The sequence below is a fragment of the Aeromonas sp. s7(2024) genome, from assembly GCF_040907825.1.
Lineage (GTDB): Bacteria > Pseudomonadota > Gammaproteobacteria > Enterobacterales > Aeromonadaceae > Aeromonas > Aeromonas veronii.
On record NZ_JBFOCM010000027.1, the window covers coordinates 115,892 to 133,820 of the forward strand.

At 61.4% G+C, this 17,929-nt stretch carries 17 protein-coding genes; 9 read left to right on the plus strand and 8 right to left on the minus strand.

Annotation, left to right across the window (positions count from 1 at the left end):
* Nucleotides 1–2 precede the first annotated feature (2 nt).
* The 3 genes from recG to gntU form a co-directional block, all read right to left on the minus strand.
* Nucleotides 3–2,072 carry an ATP-dependent DNA helicase RecG gene (gene recG, locus AB5Y73_RS13040; protein WP_279499379.1) on the minus strand — a complete coding sequence of 690 codons (2,070 nt, stop codon included), beginning with the start codon at nt 2,070–2,072 and terminating at the stop codon, nt 3–5.
* 190 nt (nt 2,073–2,262) lie between these two features.
* Nucleotides 2,263–3,612 (minus strand): CDP-diacylglycerol--serine O-phosphatidyltransferase, encoded by a 1,350-nt coding sequence (gene pssA / locus AB5Y73_RS13045; protein ID WP_162518267.1) that lies wholly within the window; start codon nt 3,610–3,612, stop codon nt 2,263–2,265.
* Nucleotides 3,613–3,762: 150 nt separating this feature from the next.
* On the minus strand, nt 3,763–5,103 hold the full coding sequence (gntU, locus tag AB5Y73_RS13050; RefSeq protein ID WP_005355418.1) for a gluconate transporter: 1,341 nt from the start codon (nt 5,101–5,103) through the stop codon (nt 3,763–3,765).
* Between the two features lie 245 nt (nt 5,104–5,348).
* On the opposite strand from gntU, the gene AB5Y73_RS13055 reads away from it, so the two are divergent.
* From AB5Y73_RS13055 to AB5Y73_RS13065, 3 genes are read left to right on the plus strand one after another with little or no spacing between them, the layout of a single operon-like run.
* A complete protein-coding gene (locus AB5Y73_RS13055) occupies nt 5,349–5,858 on the plus strand; it encodes a gluconokinase (RefSeq protein WP_005340649.1) in 510 nt (169 codons plus the stop codon).
* Nucleotides 5,855–7,651: a phosphogluconate dehydratase gene (gene edd / locus AB5Y73_RS13060; protein ID WP_181497001.1), complete on the plus strand. Its 1,797-nt coding sequence runs from the start codon at nt 5,855–5,857 to the stop codon at nt 7,649–7,651. The genes AB5Y73_RS13055 and edd overlap by 4 nt, the downstream gene beginning before the upstream one ends.
* A 9-nt stretch (nt 7,652–7,660) precedes the next feature.
* A complete protein-coding gene (locus tag AB5Y73_RS13065) occupies nt 7,661–8,302 on the plus strand; it encodes a bifunctional 4-hydroxy-2-oxoglutarate aldolase/2-dehydro-3-deoxy-phosphogluconate aldolase (protein ID WP_181497002.1) in 642 nt (213 codons plus the stop codon).
* A gap of 84 nt (nt 8,303–8,386) precedes the next feature.
* Here the strand turns inward: AB5Y73_RS13065 and AB5Y73_RS13070 are convergent, their stop codons facing one another.
* On the minus strand, nt 8,387–9,394 hold the full coding sequence (locus AB5Y73_RS13070; RefSeq protein WP_076493932.1) for a substrate-binding domain-containing protein: 1,008 nt from the start codon (nt 9,392–9,394) through the stop codon (nt 8,387–8,389).
* An 89-nt stretch (nt 9,395–9,483) separates the two neighbouring features.
* On the opposite strand from AB5Y73_RS13070, the gene AB5Y73_RS13075 reads away from it, so the two are divergent.
* On the plus strand, nt 9,484–10,134 hold the full coding sequence (locus AB5Y73_RS13075; RefSeq protein WP_181497003.1) for a Qnr family pentapeptide repeat protein: 651 nt from the start codon (nt 9,484–9,486) through the stop codon (nt 10,132–10,134).
* A 132-nt stretch (nt 10,135–10,266) separates the two neighbouring features.
* Here the strand turns inward: AB5Y73_RS13075 and envC are convergent, their stop codons facing one another.
* Together envC and gpmM are read right to left on the minus strand one after the other, a co-directional pair.
* Nucleotides 10,267–11,619, minus strand: a complete 1,353-nt coding sequence (gene envC / locus AB5Y73_RS13080; protein ID WP_181497004.1) for a murein hydrolase activator EnvC — start codon at nt 11,617–11,619, stop codon at nt 10,267–10,269.
* Between the two features lie 9 nt (nt 11,620–11,628).
* Nucleotides 11,629–13,158 (minus strand): 2,3-bisphosphoglycerate-independent phosphoglycerate mutase, encoded by a 1,530-nt coding sequence (gene gpmM, locus AB5Y73_RS13085; RefSeq protein WP_005356867.1) that lies wholly within the window; start codon nt 13,156–13,158, stop codon nt 11,629–11,631.
* A gap of 246 nt (nt 13,159–13,404) precedes the next feature.
* Between gpmM and AB5Y73_RS13090 the strand changes: the two genes are divergently transcribed.
* Genes AB5Y73_RS13090 through gpsA form a run of 3 tightly spaced genes read left to right on the plus strand, consistent with a single transcriptional unit; the run spans nt 13,405 to nt 15,364 of the window.
* On the plus strand, nt 13,405–13,836 hold the full coding sequence (locus AB5Y73_RS13090; protein ID WP_107683332.1) for a rhodanese-like domain-containing protein: 432 nt from the start codon (nt 13,405–13,407) through the stop codon (nt 13,834–13,836).
* Nucleotides 13,837–13,886: 50 nt separating this feature from the next.
* A complete protein-coding gene (gene secB, locus AB5Y73_RS13095) occupies nt 13,887–14,357 on the plus strand; it encodes a protein-export chaperone SecB (protein WP_005340639.1) in 471 nt (156 codons plus the stop codon).
* A 2-nt stretch (nt 14,358–14,359) separates the two neighbouring features.
* Entirely contained in the window at nt 14,360–15,364 is a 1,005-nt protein-coding gene (gene gpsA / locus AB5Y73_RS13100; RefSeq protein ID WP_005356865.1) for an NAD(P)H-dependent glycerol-3-phosphate dehydrogenase, read from the plus strand.
* A 68-nt stretch (nt 15,365–15,432) separates the two neighbouring features.
* Here gpsA and nfuA read toward each other — a convergent pair whose 3' ends face one another.
* Nucleotides 15,433–16,011, minus strand: a complete 579-nt coding sequence (nfuA, locus tag AB5Y73_RS13105) for a Fe-S biogenesis protein NfuA (RefSeq protein WP_005340636.1) — start codon at nt 16,009–16,011, stop codon at nt 15,433–15,435.
* A gap of 80 nt (nt 16,012–16,091) precedes the next feature.
* Nucleotides 16,092–16,820, minus strand: coding sequence for an amidophosphoribosyltransferase (locus AB5Y73_RS13110; protein ID WP_107683334.1), 729 nt, complete (start codon nt 16,818–16,820; stop codon nt 16,092–16,094).
* Nucleotides 16,821–16,858: 38 nt separating this feature from the next.
* On the opposite strand from AB5Y73_RS13110, the gene bioH reads away from it, so the two are divergent.
* Nucleotides 16,859–17,623, plus strand: coding sequence for a pimeloyl-ACP methyl ester esterase BioH (gene bioH, locus AB5Y73_RS13115; protein WP_107683335.1), 765 nt, complete (start codon nt 16,859–16,861; stop codon nt 17,621–17,623).
* Between the two features lie 71 nt (nt 17,624–17,694).
* Nucleotides 17,695–17,928, plus strand: a complete 234-nt coding sequence (locus AB5Y73_RS13120; RefSeq protein ID WP_005342675.1) for a flagellar basal body rod C-terminal domain-containing protein — start codon at nt 17,695–17,697, stop codon at nt 17,926–17,928.
* Nucleotide 17,929: the final 1 nt, after the last annotated feature.

Consider the following 17,929-nt stretch of genomic DNA (forward strand, 5'->3'; position numbering starts at 1 on the left):
TGTCAGGCGTTTGAGTAGTGGTCTCGCAGACCGAGCCAACGGCGAATCAAGGGTTCGACATGGCTTGGGTGCCTATCCATGAGGAAGCGCGCCATCTTTTGCACCTGTGGAATAAGCGGCTGATCCCGCACCAGATCGGCGATCTTGAGATCGGCCAGACCGGTCTGGCGAGTGCCGAGCAGTTCCCCCGGGCCGCGCAGTTCCAGATCGCGCTGGGCGATGAGGAAGCCGTCGTTGGTCTCCCGCAGCACCCCGAGTCGGCTCTGGGCCGTCTTGGACAAGGGGGCATGATAGAGCAGCACGCAGTGAGAGGCCACCGCGCCCCGGCCAACCCGGCCGCGCAGCTGGTGCAGCTGCGCCAGCCCGAGCCGTTCCGGGTTCTCGATGATCATCAGGCTGGCGTTGGGCACATCCACCCCCACCTCGATGACGGTGGTGGCGACCAGCAGTTGCAGTATGCCCGCCTTGAACTCCTCCATCACCCGCTGTTTCTCCACCGGCCGCATCCGGCCGTGCACCAGCCCGATATGCAGACCGGGCAGCAGGTTCTGCAGCTCGGCGGCGGTATCCTCGGCGGCCTGGCACTCCAGCACCTCCGACTCCTCGATCAGGGTGCAGACCCAGTAGGCCTGCTTGCCCTCAGTGCAGGCGAGCTTGACCCGCTCGATCACATCGCCGCGACGGCTGTCGGGCAGCGCCACCGTGGTGATAGGGGTTCGGCCCGGCGGCAGTTCGTCGATGATCGAGGTGTCGAGGTCGGCATAGGCTGTCATCGCCAGGGTGCGGGGGATGGGGGTAGCGGTCATGATGAGCTGATGGGGATGTACCCCCTCCCGCTCCCCTTTCTCGCGCAGGGCGAGGCGCTGATGCACCCCGAATCTGTGCTGTTCATCGATGATGACCAAGGCGAGGCGCTGGAACACCACCTGCTCCTGAAAGATGGCGTGGGTGCCCACCACCATCTTGACGCTGCCATCTTTGATCGCGGCCAGCGACTCTTCCCGCGCCTTGCCTTTCTGTTTGCCCGCCAGCCAGCCGACTCCGATGCCGAGCGGCTCCAGCCACTTGGCGAAGTTGATGGCGTGCTGTTCCGCCAGCAGCTCGGTCGGCGCCATCAAGCCCACCTGACAGCCGTTGCCGATAGCTTGCAGGGCGGCCAGCGCCGCGACCAGGGTCTTGCCGGAGCCTACGTCACCCTGCACCAGCCGCATCATGGGGTGGCTCTGTTGCAGATCCTTACTTATCTCGGTCACTACCCGGCTCTGGGCGCCGGTGGGCTTGAACGGCAGGGCGCCGAGCAGCTGTTCAACCAGCTCGGGCGCCGGTTTGAGCGCGCGAGCCAGCTGGGTTTGCGCCTGAGCGCGCACCTTGAGTACCGAGAGGTTGTGAGCCAGCAGCTCCTCCAGTACCAGTCGCTGCTGGGCCGGATGCTGGCCGCTTTCCAGCAGCGGCAGCGCCACCGAGGGAGGCGGGCGGTGCAGCAATTTCAGGGCGGCAGCCAGTTCAATCTGATGGGGATAGAGGCCGGCGGGCAGTAGCTCCTCCACGCCATAGAGGTCGAGCTGGGCCAGCGCCTGATCGGTGAGGTTGCGCAGGGTGAGCTGGCGCAGCCCTTCGGTAGTCGGGTAGACGGGGGTGAGCGCCTCTTCGGTCTGGCCGGCCTGCTCCTCGCCGAGCAGCTTGTACTCGGGGTGGGCCATCTCCAGCCCGTATTTGCCGGGGCGCACCTCGCCAAAGCAGCGGATCAGACGGCCCGCCGCCAGACTGTTTTTCTGGGCGGCGGTGAAGTTGAAGAAGCGCAGGGTGAGGGTGCCGGTGCCATCGCTGATGCGACAGACCATCATGCGGCGGCGCCCCATCACCAGTTGAGTGTCCTGGATTTCGCCCTCGACAGCGCCGTGCAGCCCGGGTGGCAGATCGCCGATGGGCCATACCTGGGTGCGGTCCTCGTAGCGCAGGGGGAGGTGGAACAGCAGATCCTGTACCGTGGCCAGCCCCAGTCGCTCGAGCTTCTCCAGCATCTTGCTGCCGACACCCTTGAGGCTATCGAGAGGAATTTTATCCAATTTCATCAATTAGATGCCCGAAAACACTGTAAATATGTCCAGATGATAGGGGTTGTTGAGGGGCCGATGCAAGCCGAGTTGCTGCTGGCAGGGCCGCCAAGGCGGGGGAAACGGCGGATATGACAAAGGCCTGCCGAAAACGGGAGGCCTTTGTGTGGTTGCCAACAGGCAAGGTGCGGGTGCATGGCGCCCAGGGTCAGATGATGCGTTTGAGCAGCAAATGGGCCTTGACCCGATGGATCCGTCCCAGCAGCTTGCGCACCTGTTCCGGGTAGTCCTGAATCTGTTCCACCTGATCGAAGTGGCTGATCCGCTTGGTGTTGGTCAGGATGTTCTCCCGCTCCGCGTTGAACTGGGGACGCAGCAGGTGGCGACGATCGTGCACCAGCAGGCCATTCTCCAGATCCAGCGCCCAGGCGCGGGGGTTGAGGTTGTTGCCGGTGAGCAGGGCCCACTCGTCATCCACGAAGATCCCCTTGAGATGGTAGGAGTTGCGCTCGCAACACCAGAGCATCAGGTTGAGGCGACCGTCGTCGATGTGGCGCTGGTTGCGCTCGGCAAACTTGCGCAGGTTGGTCTCGTAGAGATAGGGCAGGCCACCGATGGTGGAGAACTTCTCTTCCGGCGGAATGAAGAAGTCGTTGGCGGTCTTGTCGCCCACTACGATGGTGACTTTGCAACCGCGCTGCAGCAGATCCTCGATATCCTTGCTCAACTCCTTGGGCGGGTTGAAGTAAGGGGTGCAGATGAAGATCTCCCGCTCGGTGGCGCGCACCAGATTGCGGATCATCAGGTTGAGCTGATTGTTACGCTTGCCCAGACCCACCATGGGGGTGACGGCCACCTCCTGGGTGTTGACCGGCATGGTGCTGAAACGGTACTGGCTCTGGCGCAGGTTCTGCTTGAAGCGGCGGATCGGCCCCTTCAGCTGCTTGGCGCTGGGGATATCGCTGTGATCCAGTCGCTGCACCGCGTCGCTCTTCACGAACAGGTCATCCACATAGTTGACCATGCTGCGGGCCAGCTCCGGGCTGGTGATCTGGTGATAGCGATCGAAGCGGTAGCGATCCTGCTGGTGCAGGTAGATGTCGTTGAGGCTGGCACCGGAGTAGAGCACCACATCATCAAAGATGAAGCCCTTGAGGTGGAGCACGCCGAGCAGCTCGCGCCCCTTGACCGGCACGCCGTAGATTTCGATCTGGTGCTCGTGTTCGGCAGCCATGGCCTGATACATCAGGTGGTTGCCGCCCTGCTTGCCTTTGCCGATCAGGCCGCGCTGGGCACGGTGGAAGTCGACGAACAGCTTGATGTCGAGGGCCGGATTGCGCTGCTTGGCGGCGTAGAGGGCGGCGAGGATCTCCCGGCCTGCTTCGTCATCCTGCAGATAGAGCGCGACCAGATAGATGCGCCGGGTGGCACTGGCGATAAGCGCAAGAATGCGGCGTTTGAAATCCTGGGCGCTGTAGAGCACTTCAAACTGATCCGCTGCGACGGCGATCTGGGGCAGGCGCGCCAGCAGTTGTCGATAATGGGCCGATGAATGCATAGATAAACCTGAAATCACGGGGTTAAGCGTTCCACTCGGAGCGATGAATAGGCGATTCTAGCAATCTCGCCCTCTCAGCCAAAGAAAGAATCATCAGAAAGATGAAAAAGGCCTCACGAGTGAGGCCTTTTTGTCAGCATTTCGCCCTTGTCAGAGGAAGCTGTAGATGATCATCGCCATCACGCCGCCAGTGGTGCCGATGATGGTTTCCATCACGGTCCAGGTCTGCAGGGTCTGCTTCTCGGTCAGGCCGAGGTAGCGGTTGGCCAGCCAGAAACCGGAGTCGTTGACGTGGGAGAGCACAATGGCACCGCCACCAATGGCGATGGTGACGGCCGCCAGCTGGGCGCCGTTCAGACCTAGGGGTTCCAGCATCGGCAGCACCAGACCGCAGGCGGTCAGCATGGCGACGGTGGCAGAGCCCTGAATCACCCGTACCGCAGCGGCCAGAATGAAGGCCAGCGCGACGATAGGCAGACCGGAGTCGGCCAGCATGTTGCCAAGCGCGGCGCCCACACCGGAATCAACCAGCACCTGCTTGAACACGCCACCGGCACCGGTCACCAGGATGATGACACCGGCGGGCTGGATGGCGCTGTTGCAGACGCTCATCACCTCGTCACGGGACATGCCGCGGCGAATACCCAGCAGATAGAAGGCGGCCAGACAGGCGACCATGATGGCGGTGAAGGGGTGACCGATGAACTCCAGCCAGTTGTGCAGGGTGGAGCCCGCCTCGACGAAACGACCGACGATGGTCTTGAGGCCGATCAGCAGCAGCGGCAGGCCGATGAGGCCCATGGCCAGCCCAAAGGAGGGCAGGGATTTGCTGTCATCGTGGACACTGTTCTGGGCATCGGCAGGCAGCGGTACATCGACGATCTTGCTGATGAAGTCACCGAACAGCGGGCCCGCCAGGATCAGCGCCGGTACGGCGGCGATCAGGCCGAACAGGATCATGTAGCCGAAGTCGGCACCCAGCTGGGAAGCCACCAGGATCGGGCCCGGCGCTGGAATAAGGAACGCCTGACAGGTGGCGATACCCGCCAGCAGGGCGATACCGATCTTCACAACGCTGCCGCCGCCACGACGGACGATGGCGAAGGCGACGCCGATCAGCAGCACCACGGCCACGTCAAAGAAGAGCGGCAGGGCGCAGACAAAGCCGGTCAGGGCCATGGCCCAGTTGGCGCGCTTGACGCCAAACTTGCCGAGCAGAGTGTGAGCCACCCGGTCGAGGGCACCGGTCACTTCCATCACCTTGCCGAACATGGCGCCCAGCGCCACCACTACCGCGACGAAACCGAGGGTGCCACCCATCCCTTTCTGGATGGTGTTGGCGATATCGGCCGGGTTCATGCCAGCAGCAAGACCCGCCACCATGGAGACCAGGATCAGGGCTACCACGGCGTGGAGCCGGGCCTTCATCACCAGGAAGAGCAGCAGCACAATCGAGCCGGCGGCTGTCATGATCAGGGAGAGGTCAGACATTGTTATGCGTTCCTTTTTCCAAGTTCAGTCGTGACACCTTGCCGATCCGTCGGCAAACCATATCTTTATGATTTATTTAGATTTATGGCAAGGGCTCAACATCATATGCCCAGGTGACTATGGGTTTGCTCAGTCTGTGGCAGACTTCACATTTTCAATCGTTACCGGTAACATGTTACCGGTAACGTGTTAGATTAGAACCCATCAACAGCTGGTTTTTTGAAAAGTGGGACAGAGGTCAAATTATGGCGGGTAAGTGCATTATCGTGATGGGTGTGTGTGGTAGCGGCAAATCCAGCGTGGGTCTGAAAGTGGCCGAAGCGCTGGGCGCCAAGTTCATCGATGGTGATGACCTGCACCCCAAGGCCAACATCCAGAAGATGGCTGGCGGCAACCCCCTCAACGATGAGGATCGTGCCCCCTGGCTGGAGCGGATCCGCGACGCCGCCTACAGTCTCGAGCAGAAGAACGAGACCGGCATCATTGTCTGTTCCGCCCTCAAAAAGAAGTACCGCGACCAGATCCGCGAAGGCAACGAGTCGGTCAGCTTCATCTTCCTCGATGGCAGCCAGCCGCTGATCCTCGAGCGGATGCGTGCCCGCAAGGGCCACTTCATGCGTGAAAGCATGGTACAAAGTCAGTTCGATACCCTGGAGCGCCCGGATGGCGAAGCCGGTGTATTCCACATTGATATAGACGGCACCTTCGAACAGGTGGTTGACCGCGCCGTCACAGCATTGGAGCAAGCCCAATGATTCATCAGGTAATTTCCGACGTCACCGCCCGCATCCGCGAGCGCAGTGTCGCCCGTCGTCAGGCATTTCTGGCCCGCATCCAGCGTCAGGCAGAGCAGGGCAAGACCCGCGCCGCGCTGGCCTGCGGCAACCTGGCCCACGCCGTGGCCGCCTGCAGCAGTGACGAGAAGGGTCGCATTCTCGATATGACCCGCGCCAACGTCGGCATCGTCACCGCCTACAACGATATGCTGAGCGCCCATCAGCCCTATCAGGGCTATCCGGATCAGATCAAGGCGGTGCTGGCCGAGCTGGGCCACAGTGCCCAGGTCGCCGGCGGCGTGCCCGCCATGTGCGACGGCGTGACTCAGGGTCAGCCGGGGATGGACATGTCCCTCTTCTCCCGCGACCTGATCGCCCAGGCGACCGCACTGTCGCTCTCTCACAACACCTTTGATGCCACCCTGCTGCTCGGTATCTGCGACAAGATCGCTCCGGGTCAGATCATGGGGGCCCTCTCCCACGCTCACCTGCCGACTGCATTTGTTCCTGCTGGCCCGATGGCGAGCGGCATCAGCAATGACGAGAAGGTGAAGGTGCGTCAGAAGTACGCTGCCGGTGAAGTGGGTCGCGATGCCCTGCTGGAGATGGAGTGCGGCGCCTACCACGCGGCAGGCACCTGTACCTTCTACGGCACCGCCAACACCAACCAGCTGGTATTCGAGGCCATGGGCCTGATGCTGCCGGGCTCCGCTTTTGTGCATCCCCATAGCGAGCTGCGCCGCGCCCTGACCGCCGAAGCGGCCTGCCGCATCAGCGCCATGATCCCGGGCTCCCCGGCCTATCGCCCGCTGAGCGAGGTGCTGGATGAGCGCTCGCTGGTCAACGGTCTGGTGGCCCTGCTCGCCTCCGGCGGCAGCACCAACCACAGCATCCACATGGTGGCGCTGGCCCGCGCGGCCGGTCTGGTACTGACCTGGGATGACATCAGCGATCTTTCCGACGTGGTGCCGCTCTTGGTTCGCATGTACCCGAACGGCCCTGCCGACGTGAACGCCTTCGAACAGGCAGGCGGCGTGCCCGGCCTGATGCGCCGTCTGGCGCAAGAGGGGCTGATCCACATGGATGCCACACCGGTCTTTGGCGAGATGCAGGATTACCTCAGCCGCCCGGCACTGGTCGATGGCCAGTTGGTATGGCAGCCGGTGGGCGAGAGCGGCGATGCGAGCGTGTTGTCACCTTCCGGCAGCGTGTTCCAGACCACTGGCGGCACCAAGCTGCTGGCGGGCAATCTGGGCCGCGCCGTGGTCAAGGTCTCCGCCGTGGCTCCCGAGTATCGGGTGATTGAAGCCCCGGCGCGGGTCTTCTCCTCCCAGCATGCGGTGGAAGCGGCCTACAAGGCGGGCGATCTCAATCAGGACGCCGTGATCGTGGTGCGCCACAATGGCCCGGCCGCCAACGGCATGCCGGAGCTGCACAAGCTGATGCCGGTGCTCGGCAACCTGCAGAAGGCGGGTTACAAGGTGGCGCTGGTCACCGATGGTCGTCTCTCCGGCGCCTCCGGCAAGATCCCGGCCGCCATCCACGTCACTCCGGAAGCGCTGCACGGCGGGGCCATCGGCCTGCTTGCTGACGGCGACCTGCTGCGGGTTGACGCGGTAAACGGCAGCCTCGACTGTCTGACCGATTTGAGTGGCCGTACCCAGGCCGAGATTGACCTCACTCTGGAACAAGAGGGGTGGGGCCGTGAACTGTTCAGCGTGATGCGTCGCGCGGTATCGAGCGCCGAGTGTGGCGCTACCATCTTTGACTAAGGAAGAGCTATGCAGAACTGGAAAGTGACCCCGGCCGAGGTGTTTGCCGCCTCCCCGCTGGTACCCGTGATGGTTATCAACGAGCTGGATCAGGCCCTGCCGATGGCCAAGGCGCTGCTCGACGGCGGCATCTCTGTCTTCGAAATCACCCTGCGCACCCCGGTGGCGCTCGATGCCATCGCCCTCATCGCCAAGGCGATGCCGGATGCCATGGTTGGTGCCGGTACCGTGCTCAACTGCGAGCAGTTTGACGCAGCCGTCTCTGCCGGTGCCCGCTTCGTCATCTCCCCGGGGATGACCCCGGCCCTGCTGGACCACGCGGCCAAGAGCACCGCACCGCTGATCCCGGGCGTGGCCACTCCGTCTGAAGTGATGCAGGCGCTGGAAGCGGGCTATGACCACCTGAAGTTCTTCCCGGCCGAAGCGAACGGCGGTACCAAGGCGCTCTCCGCCATTGCCGCCCCGCTGCCCCAGGTGAAGTTCTGCCCCACCGGCGGTATCGGCCCGAAAAACGTGGCCGACTATCTGGCACTCAAATGCGTGGCCACCGTCGGCGGCTCCTGGATGCTGCCGGCTGATGCGGTCAAGAGCGGCAACTGGGAAGAGGTAACCCGCCTCTCCCGCGAAGCGGTTGAACTGGTTAAACGCTAAGCATCAGTTGTGCAGAAAACCAAACAGGCCACCCTCGGGTGGCCTGTTTGCTATCAGCGTGGCTTCAGTGGGTGCGGGAAGGGATTACCCCAGACTCTCCCCGACATAGAGGGAGAAGCCGATATCCTTGCGGGTGTCGGGTTGGGATTGGCCGTTGAGACGCGCCAGCAGCATGGTGGCCGCCTCCCGACCGATCGCTTCCCGCGGGGTGGCGATACTGGCCAGTTTGGGGGTCATGGCGTGGCCGATGTCGAGAGCGTTGCAACCGGCGATGGCGATCTGCTGGGGCACCGGGATCCACTTGGCCTGACACTGCAGCAGAGCACCCACCGCCAGGTCATCGTTGGTGCAGAACAGGCCGTCGAGGTCGGGATAGCGTACCAGCGCCTGATCCAGCAGCTCGCCCCCCAGAGTGAAGCTGGAGGATTGTTCGGTCAGCAGATGCTGGCCGGTGAGGCCGAAGTCGGTCATCGCCTGATAGTAACCCTCCATCCGCAGCTGGGTGCGCACGTCGAGCCGTGCCCCCAGATAGACCACCTTGCGTCGGCCCCGGCGCAGCATCTCTGTTACCATGGCCCGGGCGGCGGCTCTATGGTCCATACCGACCACCATATCGATGGGGGTTTGCGGCAGATCCATGGTCTCCACCACCGGAATGCCGGCGGTGGCGATCATCTTGCGGGTGCGCTCTGTGTGCTGGCTGTCGGAGAGGATGAGGCCATCCACATGGTAGGAGAGCAGGGACGCGACCTGCTCCTCCTCCCGCTCCGGGCTGTAGCCGTAGTGGGCCAGCAGGGTCTGGTAACCGGCCGGTCGGGTCACCGACTCGATGCCGTGGATCACCGCCGAGAAAACCTGGTTGGAGAGGGAGGGGATCAGGATGCCGATCGCCTTGCTGGTCGCGTTGGAGAGAATGTCCGGCGCTCGGTTGGGGATATAACCCAGCTCTTCCACCACAGCCGCGATCCGCTCGCGGGTCCCCTCCGCTACGGTCTGCGGGTCGCGCAGATAGCGGCTGACAGTCATCTTGGTCACGCCGGTCTGGTCGGCGATATCTTGCAGGGTGGGGCGGCGCTTGCGGGTGGGGCTCATAGGGGTGTCCAGGGTGGATGTTACATGTAACATTACCGTTTTTGGCGGATAAAGTCAGCATATGAAGCCGTTTTTGCAGGAGTTTTCCGATGATCAGAGGCAAGCAGTTTGTGGATGTCCAGTTCGAGCAACAGGATGTGGAGGGGGAGCAGTTCTCGGAGTGCCGCTTTATCGGCTGCAACTTCTCCTGGCTGGATCTGAGCGATAGCCGCTTCATCGACTGCAGCTTCTACGATCGGGAGAGTGAGAGGGGCTGCCTGTTGCAGGGTTGCGATCTGCGCGAGGCCAGCTTTCTGCGCTGTGATCTCACCATGGCCGATTGCAGCCGCAGCCAGTGTCTGGGGTTGGAGATGCGCGACTGTCAGGCGGTCGGCATCAACTTCAGCCATGCCAGCTTCGCCAACCAGATCACCGCGAAAAGCTACTTCTGCGAGGCCCATCTGACCGGCAACAACTTCAGCTACGCCAGCTTCGAGGGCTGCCTGCTGGAGAAGTGCGAGCTGACCGGCAACCGTTGGCAGGGGGCCAACCTGTTTGGTGCCTCGCTGGTGGGTTCCGATCTCAGCGGCTCCGAGTTTGGCCAGATTGACTGGACCAGCTTCAAGCTGCAGGGCTGCGATCTGCGCCAGTGCGATCTGCCGGGGCTGGATCTGCGCCGGGTCGATCTGCAAGGGGTGCAAATTAACGAGGATCAGCAGCAGACCTTGCTTGAGCAGATCGGTCTGGTTGTCTTCCCCTGAGCCGAGCGAAAAATTAGGTAATTTTTCATCAAATGGGGGTGACAGCGGGTTGCTGTACTCCTGAAACGACAAAAGCCTGCGTGAGGCAGGCTGTTGTTTTGAGCGTGTGATGCGTTTGTCGGCCGGGTTGACTCAACCCTTGGCCAGCCATTTGGTCGGGTTGATCGCCTCGCCCTGATAGCGAATTTCGAAGTAGAGGCCCGGTCTGTCCTGACCGCCACTGTCACCGACCAGCGCCACCGGTTCACCCTGTTCCACGTTCTGGCCAACCTGACGCAGCAGCGACTGATTATGACCGTAGAGGCTCATATAGCCTTTACCGTGGTCGATCACCAGCAGCATACCGAAGCCGTCGAGCCAGTCGGCGTAGACCACTTGTCCCGGTGCAACCGCCTTGACCTGGGTTCCTTCGCTGGCGCCGATCAGGGTGCCTTTCCACTTGAGCTGGGCGGTACGGGGCGAGCCATAGGAGATGAGGATCGGTCCCTGCACCGGCCAGCGCAGGCTGCCATTGGTCTTGAGGCCGCTATAGTGACCGGCACTGCTGATGCCCGAGCCGCGCTCCGGTTTGCTGCTGGCTACCTCTTCGGCCGGTTCTGCCTGTTTGACGGTTTTGTTCTGCTGGGCGGCGAGTCGTTGTTGCTCGGCGCGGCGTTGTTCGGCCAGCTTGCGCTGACGCTCCTGCTCCGCTTTCAGCTTGGCCAGCCGTTCCCGCTCGGCCCGTTCACGGCGCTCCTGCTCTTCCCGCTTGCGGCGCAGCTCTTCCAGCCGGGCTTTCAGCGCTTTCTCCGCCTTGACCAGCTTGGTGAGCTTCTGCTCGTCATCCTGTACCGACTGCTGCAACTGGTTGCGCACCTTGGCCCGGCTCTGCTGGCTGGCCAGCAGGGTCTGGTGATGCTCCTGCTGTTCGGCAAGCAGGGTTTGCAGTCTGGTCTCGGTCTCTTTGGTGGCTTGCTGGTTTTTCGCCAGCTTGTCGCGGGTGGCACGCAGGGCGTCGATGGCCTCGATGCGGGCCTTGTTGAGGTAGTCGTAGTAGTCGAGTGAGCGGCTCAGTTTGGCCGGATCCTGCTGATTGAGCAGCAGTTTGAGGTAGTCGTGGTTGCCCGCCTGAAAGGCGCTCTCCGCCTGTTTGGCCAGCAACTGCTTTTGATGTTTGGCTTGAACTTCCAGCGCCAGCTTGTCTTTTTGCAGGGTCGCCAGCGTCTGCTGGTTCTGCTTCAACTGCTGCCTGGTCTGGTTGAGTTTGGCGGCGGCGGCCGAGATGGCCTGCTCGTCAGCCTTGAGCTGGGTATTGAGCTTGGCAAGCTCCTGCTTGCTGAGCTTGATGGTCTTCTGTTGCTCTTTGATCTGGGACTGCATGGTGCCCAGCTGCTGATTGGCGGCCAAAGCCGGTTTGCTGGCGCCAAACGACAGGCAAAAAAACAGCGCGCCGGCCAACAGGCCGACGCGACTGGTTTTCTGTGAAATATCTTCGCATCCCCGCATGGGGAAGGATTATTTCAGAATCATCAGGGGCTTGCCAGTCATTTCCGGCGGCACCGGCAGACCCATCAGGGTCAGCATGGTGGGGGCCAGATCGGACAGTTTGCCACCTTCAACTACCTCGGCTTTGCGACCGAAATAGATGAGCGGAACCGGCAGATTGGTGTGGGCGGTGTGGGCCTGACCAGTCTCTTCGTCCAGCATCTTCTCGGCGTTACCGTGGTCGGCAGTGATCAGGCACTCGCCACCCACTTCGGCCAGCGCGTCGGTCACGCGACCGATGCAGTGGTCAACGGCTTCACACGCTTTGACGGCGGCATCGAACACACCGGTGTGACCAACCATGTCGCCATTCGGGTAGTTACAGATGATGACGTCGTACTTGCCGCTCTTGATGGCCGCAACCAGCTTGTCGGTCAGCTCTTCGGAGCTCATTTCCGGCTGCAGGTCATAAGTTGCAACTTTCGGGCTGGCCACGATCTCGCGATCTTCGCCGGTGAAGCAGGACTCTTCGCCACCGTTGAAGAAGAAGGTAACGTGAGCATACTTCTCGGTTTCGGAGATGCGCAGCTGGGTCTTGCCCTGCTTGGCCAGCCACTCACCCAGGGTGTTGACCAGAGCGGTCGGCGGGTAGGCACAGGCGGTTTTGATGTCGGCCGCGTATTCGGTCAGCATCACGAAGTTCAGCTTCGGCTCGACTGCACGGGCGAAGCCGGTGAAGTCGGTGTCAACGAAGGCGCGGGTGATTTCACGGGCACGGTCGGCACGGAAGTTCATGAAAATCAGCGCATCGCCATCTTCCATCGGTGCAGCTTCGCCGATGCGGGTGGCTTTGACGAACTCGTCGTTCTCGTCGCGAGCATAAGCGGCAGCCAGTGCTTCGGTGGCGCTCTCGGCGGTGAACTCGCCCTTGCCCTGGGTCATCAGGTCATAGGCTTGCTGCACGCGATCCCAGCGGTTGTCACGGTCCATGGCGAAGTAACGGCCGATCATGGAGGCGAAACGACCCTTGCCCAGCTTGGCGAACAGGGCATCGAACAGCTCGATGGAGGACTGGGCGGAGCGCGGCGGAACGTCGCGGCCATCCAGGAAGGCGTGCAGGTAGATCTTCTCGGCGCCACGCTTGGCAGCCATTTCGATCATACCCATGATGTGCTCTTCGTGGCTGTGTACGCCACCCGGGGACATCAGGCCCATGATGTGAACGGCTTTGCCGTTGGTGACGGCAGCGTCAACAGCCTTGGCCAGCTCGACGTTCTGGAAGAATTCACCGTCCTGGATGTCTTTGGAGATGCGGGTCAGCTCCTGATAGACGATGCGACCGGCACCGATGTTGACGTGGCCTACTTCGGAGTTACCCATCTGGCCATCCGGCAGACCGACGTCCAGACCGGAGCCGGAGATCAGGGTGCTGGTGTAGTCACGGGCCAGACGATCGAGGTTGGGAGTCTTGGCTGCAGCGACGGCGTTGTGCTCTTGCTTGGTGCTGTAGCCCCAACCGTCCATGATGACCAGAACCAAAGGTTTCTTAGCTGTTGACATAAGACTATGTCCTCTCGGATTGGAAAAAATGCGGGAAATGAAACTAGCGTAATATTACTACATCTGCCGAAATAGTCACCTGATAGCCAAGGGGCGCTCCCGCGGCCCCGCAAGCCATGCCCTTCCTGCCATGCTCGCTGCCCAATGATGATGGGAGCCTGCTCGCGCTTTGCCGCCAAGATGGCTGATCTTATCAATACCCCCATGTATACTCGGGCCCTTGTCTTGGTCCCTGGATAGTAGAAGATGCAAGAGTATTTGGATTTTGCGGCCCGTAACCCGCTGCTGACCGCAGCCTGGTTGGGTCTGGCTGGCACTCTGGTTTACACCACTGTGCGTGCCCGTTTGTCCCCGGTAAAAACCGTCAACAACCACACCGCGACCCTGCTGATCAACCGCGAGAATGCCACCGTGGTGGATATTCGCAGTCAGGAAGAGTACGCCAAGGGCCATCTGGCCGGTGCCCAGCACCTGCCGCTGACCCAGATCCAGAGCAATAATCTGGGCCCGGTTGAAAAGCATAAAGATGCCCCCATCATAGTGGTGTGCGAGTCGGGAATGACTGCGGGCGGCGCGGGCCGTCAGCTGAGCAAAGCTGGCTTCAAGCAGGTTTATGTGCTCGGCGGTGGCATGGCCCACTGGCGTGCAGAAAATCTGCCGGTAACCAAGAAACGCTGATTTAAGCAGGGCCTGAGCCCACTTATCCATATAACAAGGAATCAAACGAAATGGCTGACGAGATCAACAACCAGGAAGTACAACCGGAATTCCACATCCAGCGTGTTTACACCAAGGATGTCTCTTTCGAAGCGCCGAACACCCCGCACATCTTCCAGAAAGAGTGGCAGCCGGACGTCAAGCTGGATATGGATACCAAGACCAACATCCTGGCTGAGAACGTGTACGAGGTTGTCCTGACCCTGACCGTAACCTGCAAACTGGAAACCGAAACTGCCTTCCTGTGCGAAGTACAGCAAGCTGGTATCTTCACCATCGGTAACCTGCCGGAGCCGCAACTGGCTCACTGCCTGGCTGCCTTCTGCCCGAACATCCTGTTCCCGTATGCCCGCGAAGCCGTGGCCAACATGGTGAGCAAGGGTTCCTTCCCGCAGCTGAACCTGGCACCGGTCAACTTCGATGCCCTGTTTGCCCAACACATGGCGCAAGCACAGGCCCAGCAGGCGACTGCGGAAGCCTGATAATGGCTGACCAGATCGCTATCTCGGTCTTGGGGGCGGGGTCTTATGGCTCCGCCCTTGCCATTTCTCTGGCGCGCAACGGTCATCCGACCCTGCTGTGGGGTCACGACCCCGCTCATGTCGCCGAGCTGGAACAAGACCGCTGCAACAAGGCATTTTTGCCTGATGTCCCTTTTCCTGCTGATTTACAGCTGACTGCGGATTTGCAACGTGCGGTACAGGCTGCCCCCGTGCTGCTGCTGGTCGTGCCGAGCCATGTATTTGGTGATGTACTGACCCGGATCAAACCCTTCCTGCGCCCCGATACCCGTATCGCCTGGGCCACCAAGGGTCTGGAGCCGGACAGTGGCCGTCTGCTGCAGGACGTGGCCCGTGAAGTGCTGGGTGACGAGATACCGCTGGCGGTGATCTCCGGTCCCACCTTCGCCAAGGAGCTGGCTGCCGGTCTGCCGACCGCCATCTCGGTCGCTTCGACCCACGACGAGTTCGCCGACGATCTCTCCCATCTGCTGCACTGTGGTCGCTCGTTCCGGGTCTATACCAATCCGGATTTCGTCGGTCTGCAGCTGGGTGGGGCGGTTAAGAACGTCATCGCTATCGGTGCCGGTCTCTCCGACGGGCTCGGGTTTGGCGCCAATGCCAGAACCGCGCTCATCACCCGGGGTCTGGTGGAGATGCAGCGTCTGGGTGCGGCGCTGGGTGCCGATGCCAAAACCTTTATGGGGATGGCGGGGCTCGGGGATCTGGTGCTCACCTGTACCGACAACCAGTCGCGCAACCGTCGCTTCGGGCTGGCCCTCGGGGCTGGCAAGGATGTGAACACCGCCATGACCGAGATCGGTCAGGTGGTGGAGGGGTATCGCAACACCAAAGAGGTACATCTGCTGGCGGCCCGCTGCGGCGTCGAGATGCCCATCTGCGAGCAGATCTTCAAGGTGCTCTACGAGGGTAAGAACCCGAAAGAGGCGGCCATCGCCCTGCTGTCGCGAGACAAGAAGGACGAGTAATCTGCCGATTGCCCATGCAAAAGGCCCCGCCAGATGGCGGGGCCTTTTCTTTGCGCAAGGGCCGCAAATCAGTAGTAGGAGTGATCGCCGCGCTGGTGCTCGGTGGCGTCTTTCACGCCGTTGAGCTCGCCCGGGAACTTCTCAAGCAGTTGCTTTTCGATCCCCTCTTTCAGGGTGTAATCGACCATGGAGCAACCGTTGCAACCGCCGCCAAACTGCAGGATGGCCAGTTTGTCTTCGGTCAGTTCGACCAGGGTGACCTTGCCACCGTGACCGGCCAGCATGGGGTTCACTTCGGACATCAACACGTACTCGATGCGCTCGATCAGCGGCGCGTCATCGGCCACTTTACGCATTTTGGCGTTCGGTGCTTTCAGGGTGAGCTGGGAGCCCATCTGATCGGTCACGAAGTCGATGGTGGCATCCACCAGGAAGGGGGCGCTCAGGGGATCAACCATGCAGTCGAAGCCGCTGAAGGGCAGGTGTTGATCTTCCGGGTCCACGGCATCGGGTGGGCAATACGATACGCCACACTCGGCATTCTGGGTTCCCGGATTGACCACAAACACCCGGATATTGGTGCCATCAGGCTGTTTTTCCAGCAGTTTACGGAAATGGGCCTGGGCGGCGTCGGAAATGCTGATCATCACTATCCTCATAAACCTGAGTGTACGACTAGGGTATTCATGATAACGCGGTTATTAATGCTTGGGTAGCATGCCGATGGCTACTTGCTGTGCCGCAGGGTACGACAGATCGCCCACACTTCCACCTTTGTGATGCCGCTCTCATGGAGCAGACGGCTGAGCTGACCGGCGGTGGCGCCTGTGGTCACAACGTCATCGAGCAGGGCGACATGATGGTATTGGTGGGAGCGGATCCGGAATGCCCCGCGCAGATTGCGCCGCCGTTGCCCGGCGCTCAGGGTTGTTTGTTGCGGGGTCGCCTTGATGCGCTGCAACAAAGTGTTGTCGCAGGGAATGTCGGTGAACTCGCCAAGGGCTTGCGCGATCTCCTCCGCCTGATTGAATCCGCGCCGCCACTGTCGCCACCAGTGCAGGGGAACTGGAATGATCGCCTCCGGCGGCTCGCGGCCATCCAGATGATCGGCCAAGAGGCGTGCCAGTAGCGGCGCCAGCAGGATCTGGCCGGAATATTTGAGCCGGGGGATCAGCATGGGGTAGGGAGCCTGGTAGTCGCCGATCACCTGCAACCGCTCCCAGGGGGGAGGTCTGCGCTGGCAGCGGCCGCAGACCGGTATGCTCTCTTCTATATAGTCAGCCAGCGGCGCGGCGCAGAGGCGGCATCTCGGCTGTGGCTGGTGCAGCGCCTGCCGACACCAGCTGCAGAGCAGGGGCTCGTTGTCACAAGGCTGATGACAGAGCAGGCAACTCCCTTGCCAGTCGCCGTGGTTGCCGAGCAGCGGGCTTGCTTTAGCGAGCAGTCGCTTTAACATGCTGACCCCAAGAGCATGAACAGGGATCTTGAGTCTAGATGAGCATATCGGTAGAGCAGTTTGGCCAGGGGCCCGATCTGGTGCTGTTGCACGGTTGGGGGATGAACGGTGCGGTCTGGCATGGTATTGCCCAACAGTTGGCGCCCCACTATCGGGTTCATCTGGTAGATTTGCCTGGTTTTGGCAACAGCCCGCTGGCAGACCAGGTGGATTACAGCCTGACCTGGCTTGCCGAGCAGGTGGCCGCTATCTTGCCACAGAAGTGCCATCTGCTTGGTTGGTCGCTAGGGGGTCTGGTGGCAAGCCAGTTGGCGCTGACGCATCCCGAGCGGTTGCATTCCCTGATCACCGTGGCCAGCTCCCCCTGTTTCATGGCCCGCGACGAGTGGCCGGGGATCGCCCCCAAGGTGCTGACCGGCTTCAACCAGATGCTGGCGGGGGATTTTCGCCAGACCATAGAGCGCTTTCTGGCGATCCAGGCCATGGGCAGCGAACATGCCCGGGACGATATCCGTCAGTTGCGCCACTGGCTGGCCGAGCGCCCGGCGCCCCTGTTTGCCGCACTCGAGGCCGGGCTGACGCTGTTGGCCGAGATTGACCTGCGCGAACCGCTGCGGGAGCTGGATCTGCCCTGGTTGCGGATCTATGGCCGACTGGATTCATTGGTACCCAAGGCAGCCATTCCCCTGCTGGATGATCTCTACCCTGCCAGCCGCAGCGTGACCCTTAATAAGGCCTCACACGCACCTTTTATCTCCCATCCTGACGAATTCATTGAAATCGTTCGAGATTTTGTTGGCTAAAAAACAGCCTGCAAGCTTCATTAATCCTCTGGTCTGGCGGATAATTAAGCTGTGACCAGAGGAGTAACACCATGCGTATTGATTCTGCTTTCAACAGCGGGGTACAGGGATTTCAGCGAGCCGAGCAGATTGCCGACAAGGCATCCAATCAGATCGCCCGCCTCAACACCCCCAGCGGGGATCAGGTGCAAGTGACCGATGAGCTCGTCAATCTCAAGGTGGCCGAGCAGCAGGCTGGCGCTTCAGCCAAGGTAGTGCAGACCGCCAGCGAGATGATGGGAACCCTGATCGACATCCGGGTGTGAG

Bases quoted from the DNA above. Each gene is read 5' to 3' on its own strand.
- recG (WP_279499379.1), bottom strand. From the start codon at position 2,072: ATGAAATTGGATAAAATTCCTCTCGATAGCCTCAAGGGTGTCGGCAGC.
- pssA (WP_162518267.1), bottom strand. From the start codon at position 3,612: ATGCATTCATCGGCCCATTATCGACAACTGCTGGCGCGCCTGCCCCAG.
- gntU (WP_005355418.1), bottom strand. From the start codon at position 5,103: ATGTCTGACCTCTCCCTGATCATGACAGCCGCCGGCTCGATTGTGCTG.
- AB5Y73_RS13055 (WP_005340649.1), top strand. From the start codon at position 5,349: ATGGCGGGTAAGTGCATTATCGTGATGGGTGTGTGTGGTAGCGGCAAA.
- edd (WP_181497001.1), top strand. From the start codon at position 5,855: ATGATTCATCAGGTAATTTCCGACGTCACCGCCCGCATCCGCGAGCGC.
- AB5Y73_RS13065 (WP_181497002.1), top strand. From the start codon at position 7,661: ATGCAGAACTGGAAAGTGACCCCGGCCGAGGTGTTTGCCGCCTCCCCG.
- AB5Y73_RS13070 (WP_076493932.1), bottom strand. From the start codon at position 9,394: ATGAGCCCCACCCGCAAGCGCCGCCCCACCCTGCAAGATATCGCCGAC.
- AB5Y73_RS13075 (WP_181497003.1), top strand. From the start codon at position 9,484: ATGATCAGAGGCAAGCAGTTTGTGGATGTCCAGTTCGAGCAACAGGAT.
- envC (WP_181497004.1), bottom strand. From the start codon at position 11,619: ATGCGGGGATGCGAAGATATTTCACAGAAAACCAGTCGCGTCGGCCTG.
- gpmM (WP_005356867.1), bottom strand. From the start codon at position 13,158: ATGTCAACAGCTAAGAAACCTTTGGTTCTGGTCATCATGGACGGTTGG.
- AB5Y73_RS13090 (WP_107683332.1), top strand. From the start codon at position 13,405: ATGCAAGAGTATTTGGATTTTGCGGCCCGTAACCCGCTGCTGACCGCA.
- secB (WP_005340639.1), top strand. From the start codon at position 13,887: ATGGCTGACGAGATCAACAACCAGGAAGTACAACCGGAATTCCACATC.
- gpsA (WP_005356865.1), top strand. From the start codon at position 14,360: ATGGCTGACCAGATCGCTATCTCGGTCTTGGGGGCGGGGTCTTATGGC.
- nfuA (WP_005340636.1), bottom strand. From the start codon at position 16,011: ATGATCAGCATTTCCGACGCCGCCCAGGCCCATTTCCGTAAACTGCTG.
- AB5Y73_RS13110 (WP_107683334.1), bottom strand. From the start codon at position 16,820: ATGTTAAAGCGACTGCTCGCTAAAGCAAGCCCGCTGCTCGGCAACCAC.
- bioH (WP_107683335.1), top strand. From the start codon at position 16,859: ATGAGCATATCGGTAGAGCAGTTTGGCCAGGGGCCCGATCTGGTGCTG.
- AB5Y73_RS13120 (WP_005342675.1), top strand. From the start codon at position 17,695: ATGCGTATTGATTCTGCTTTCAACAGCGGGGTACAGGGATTTCAGCGA.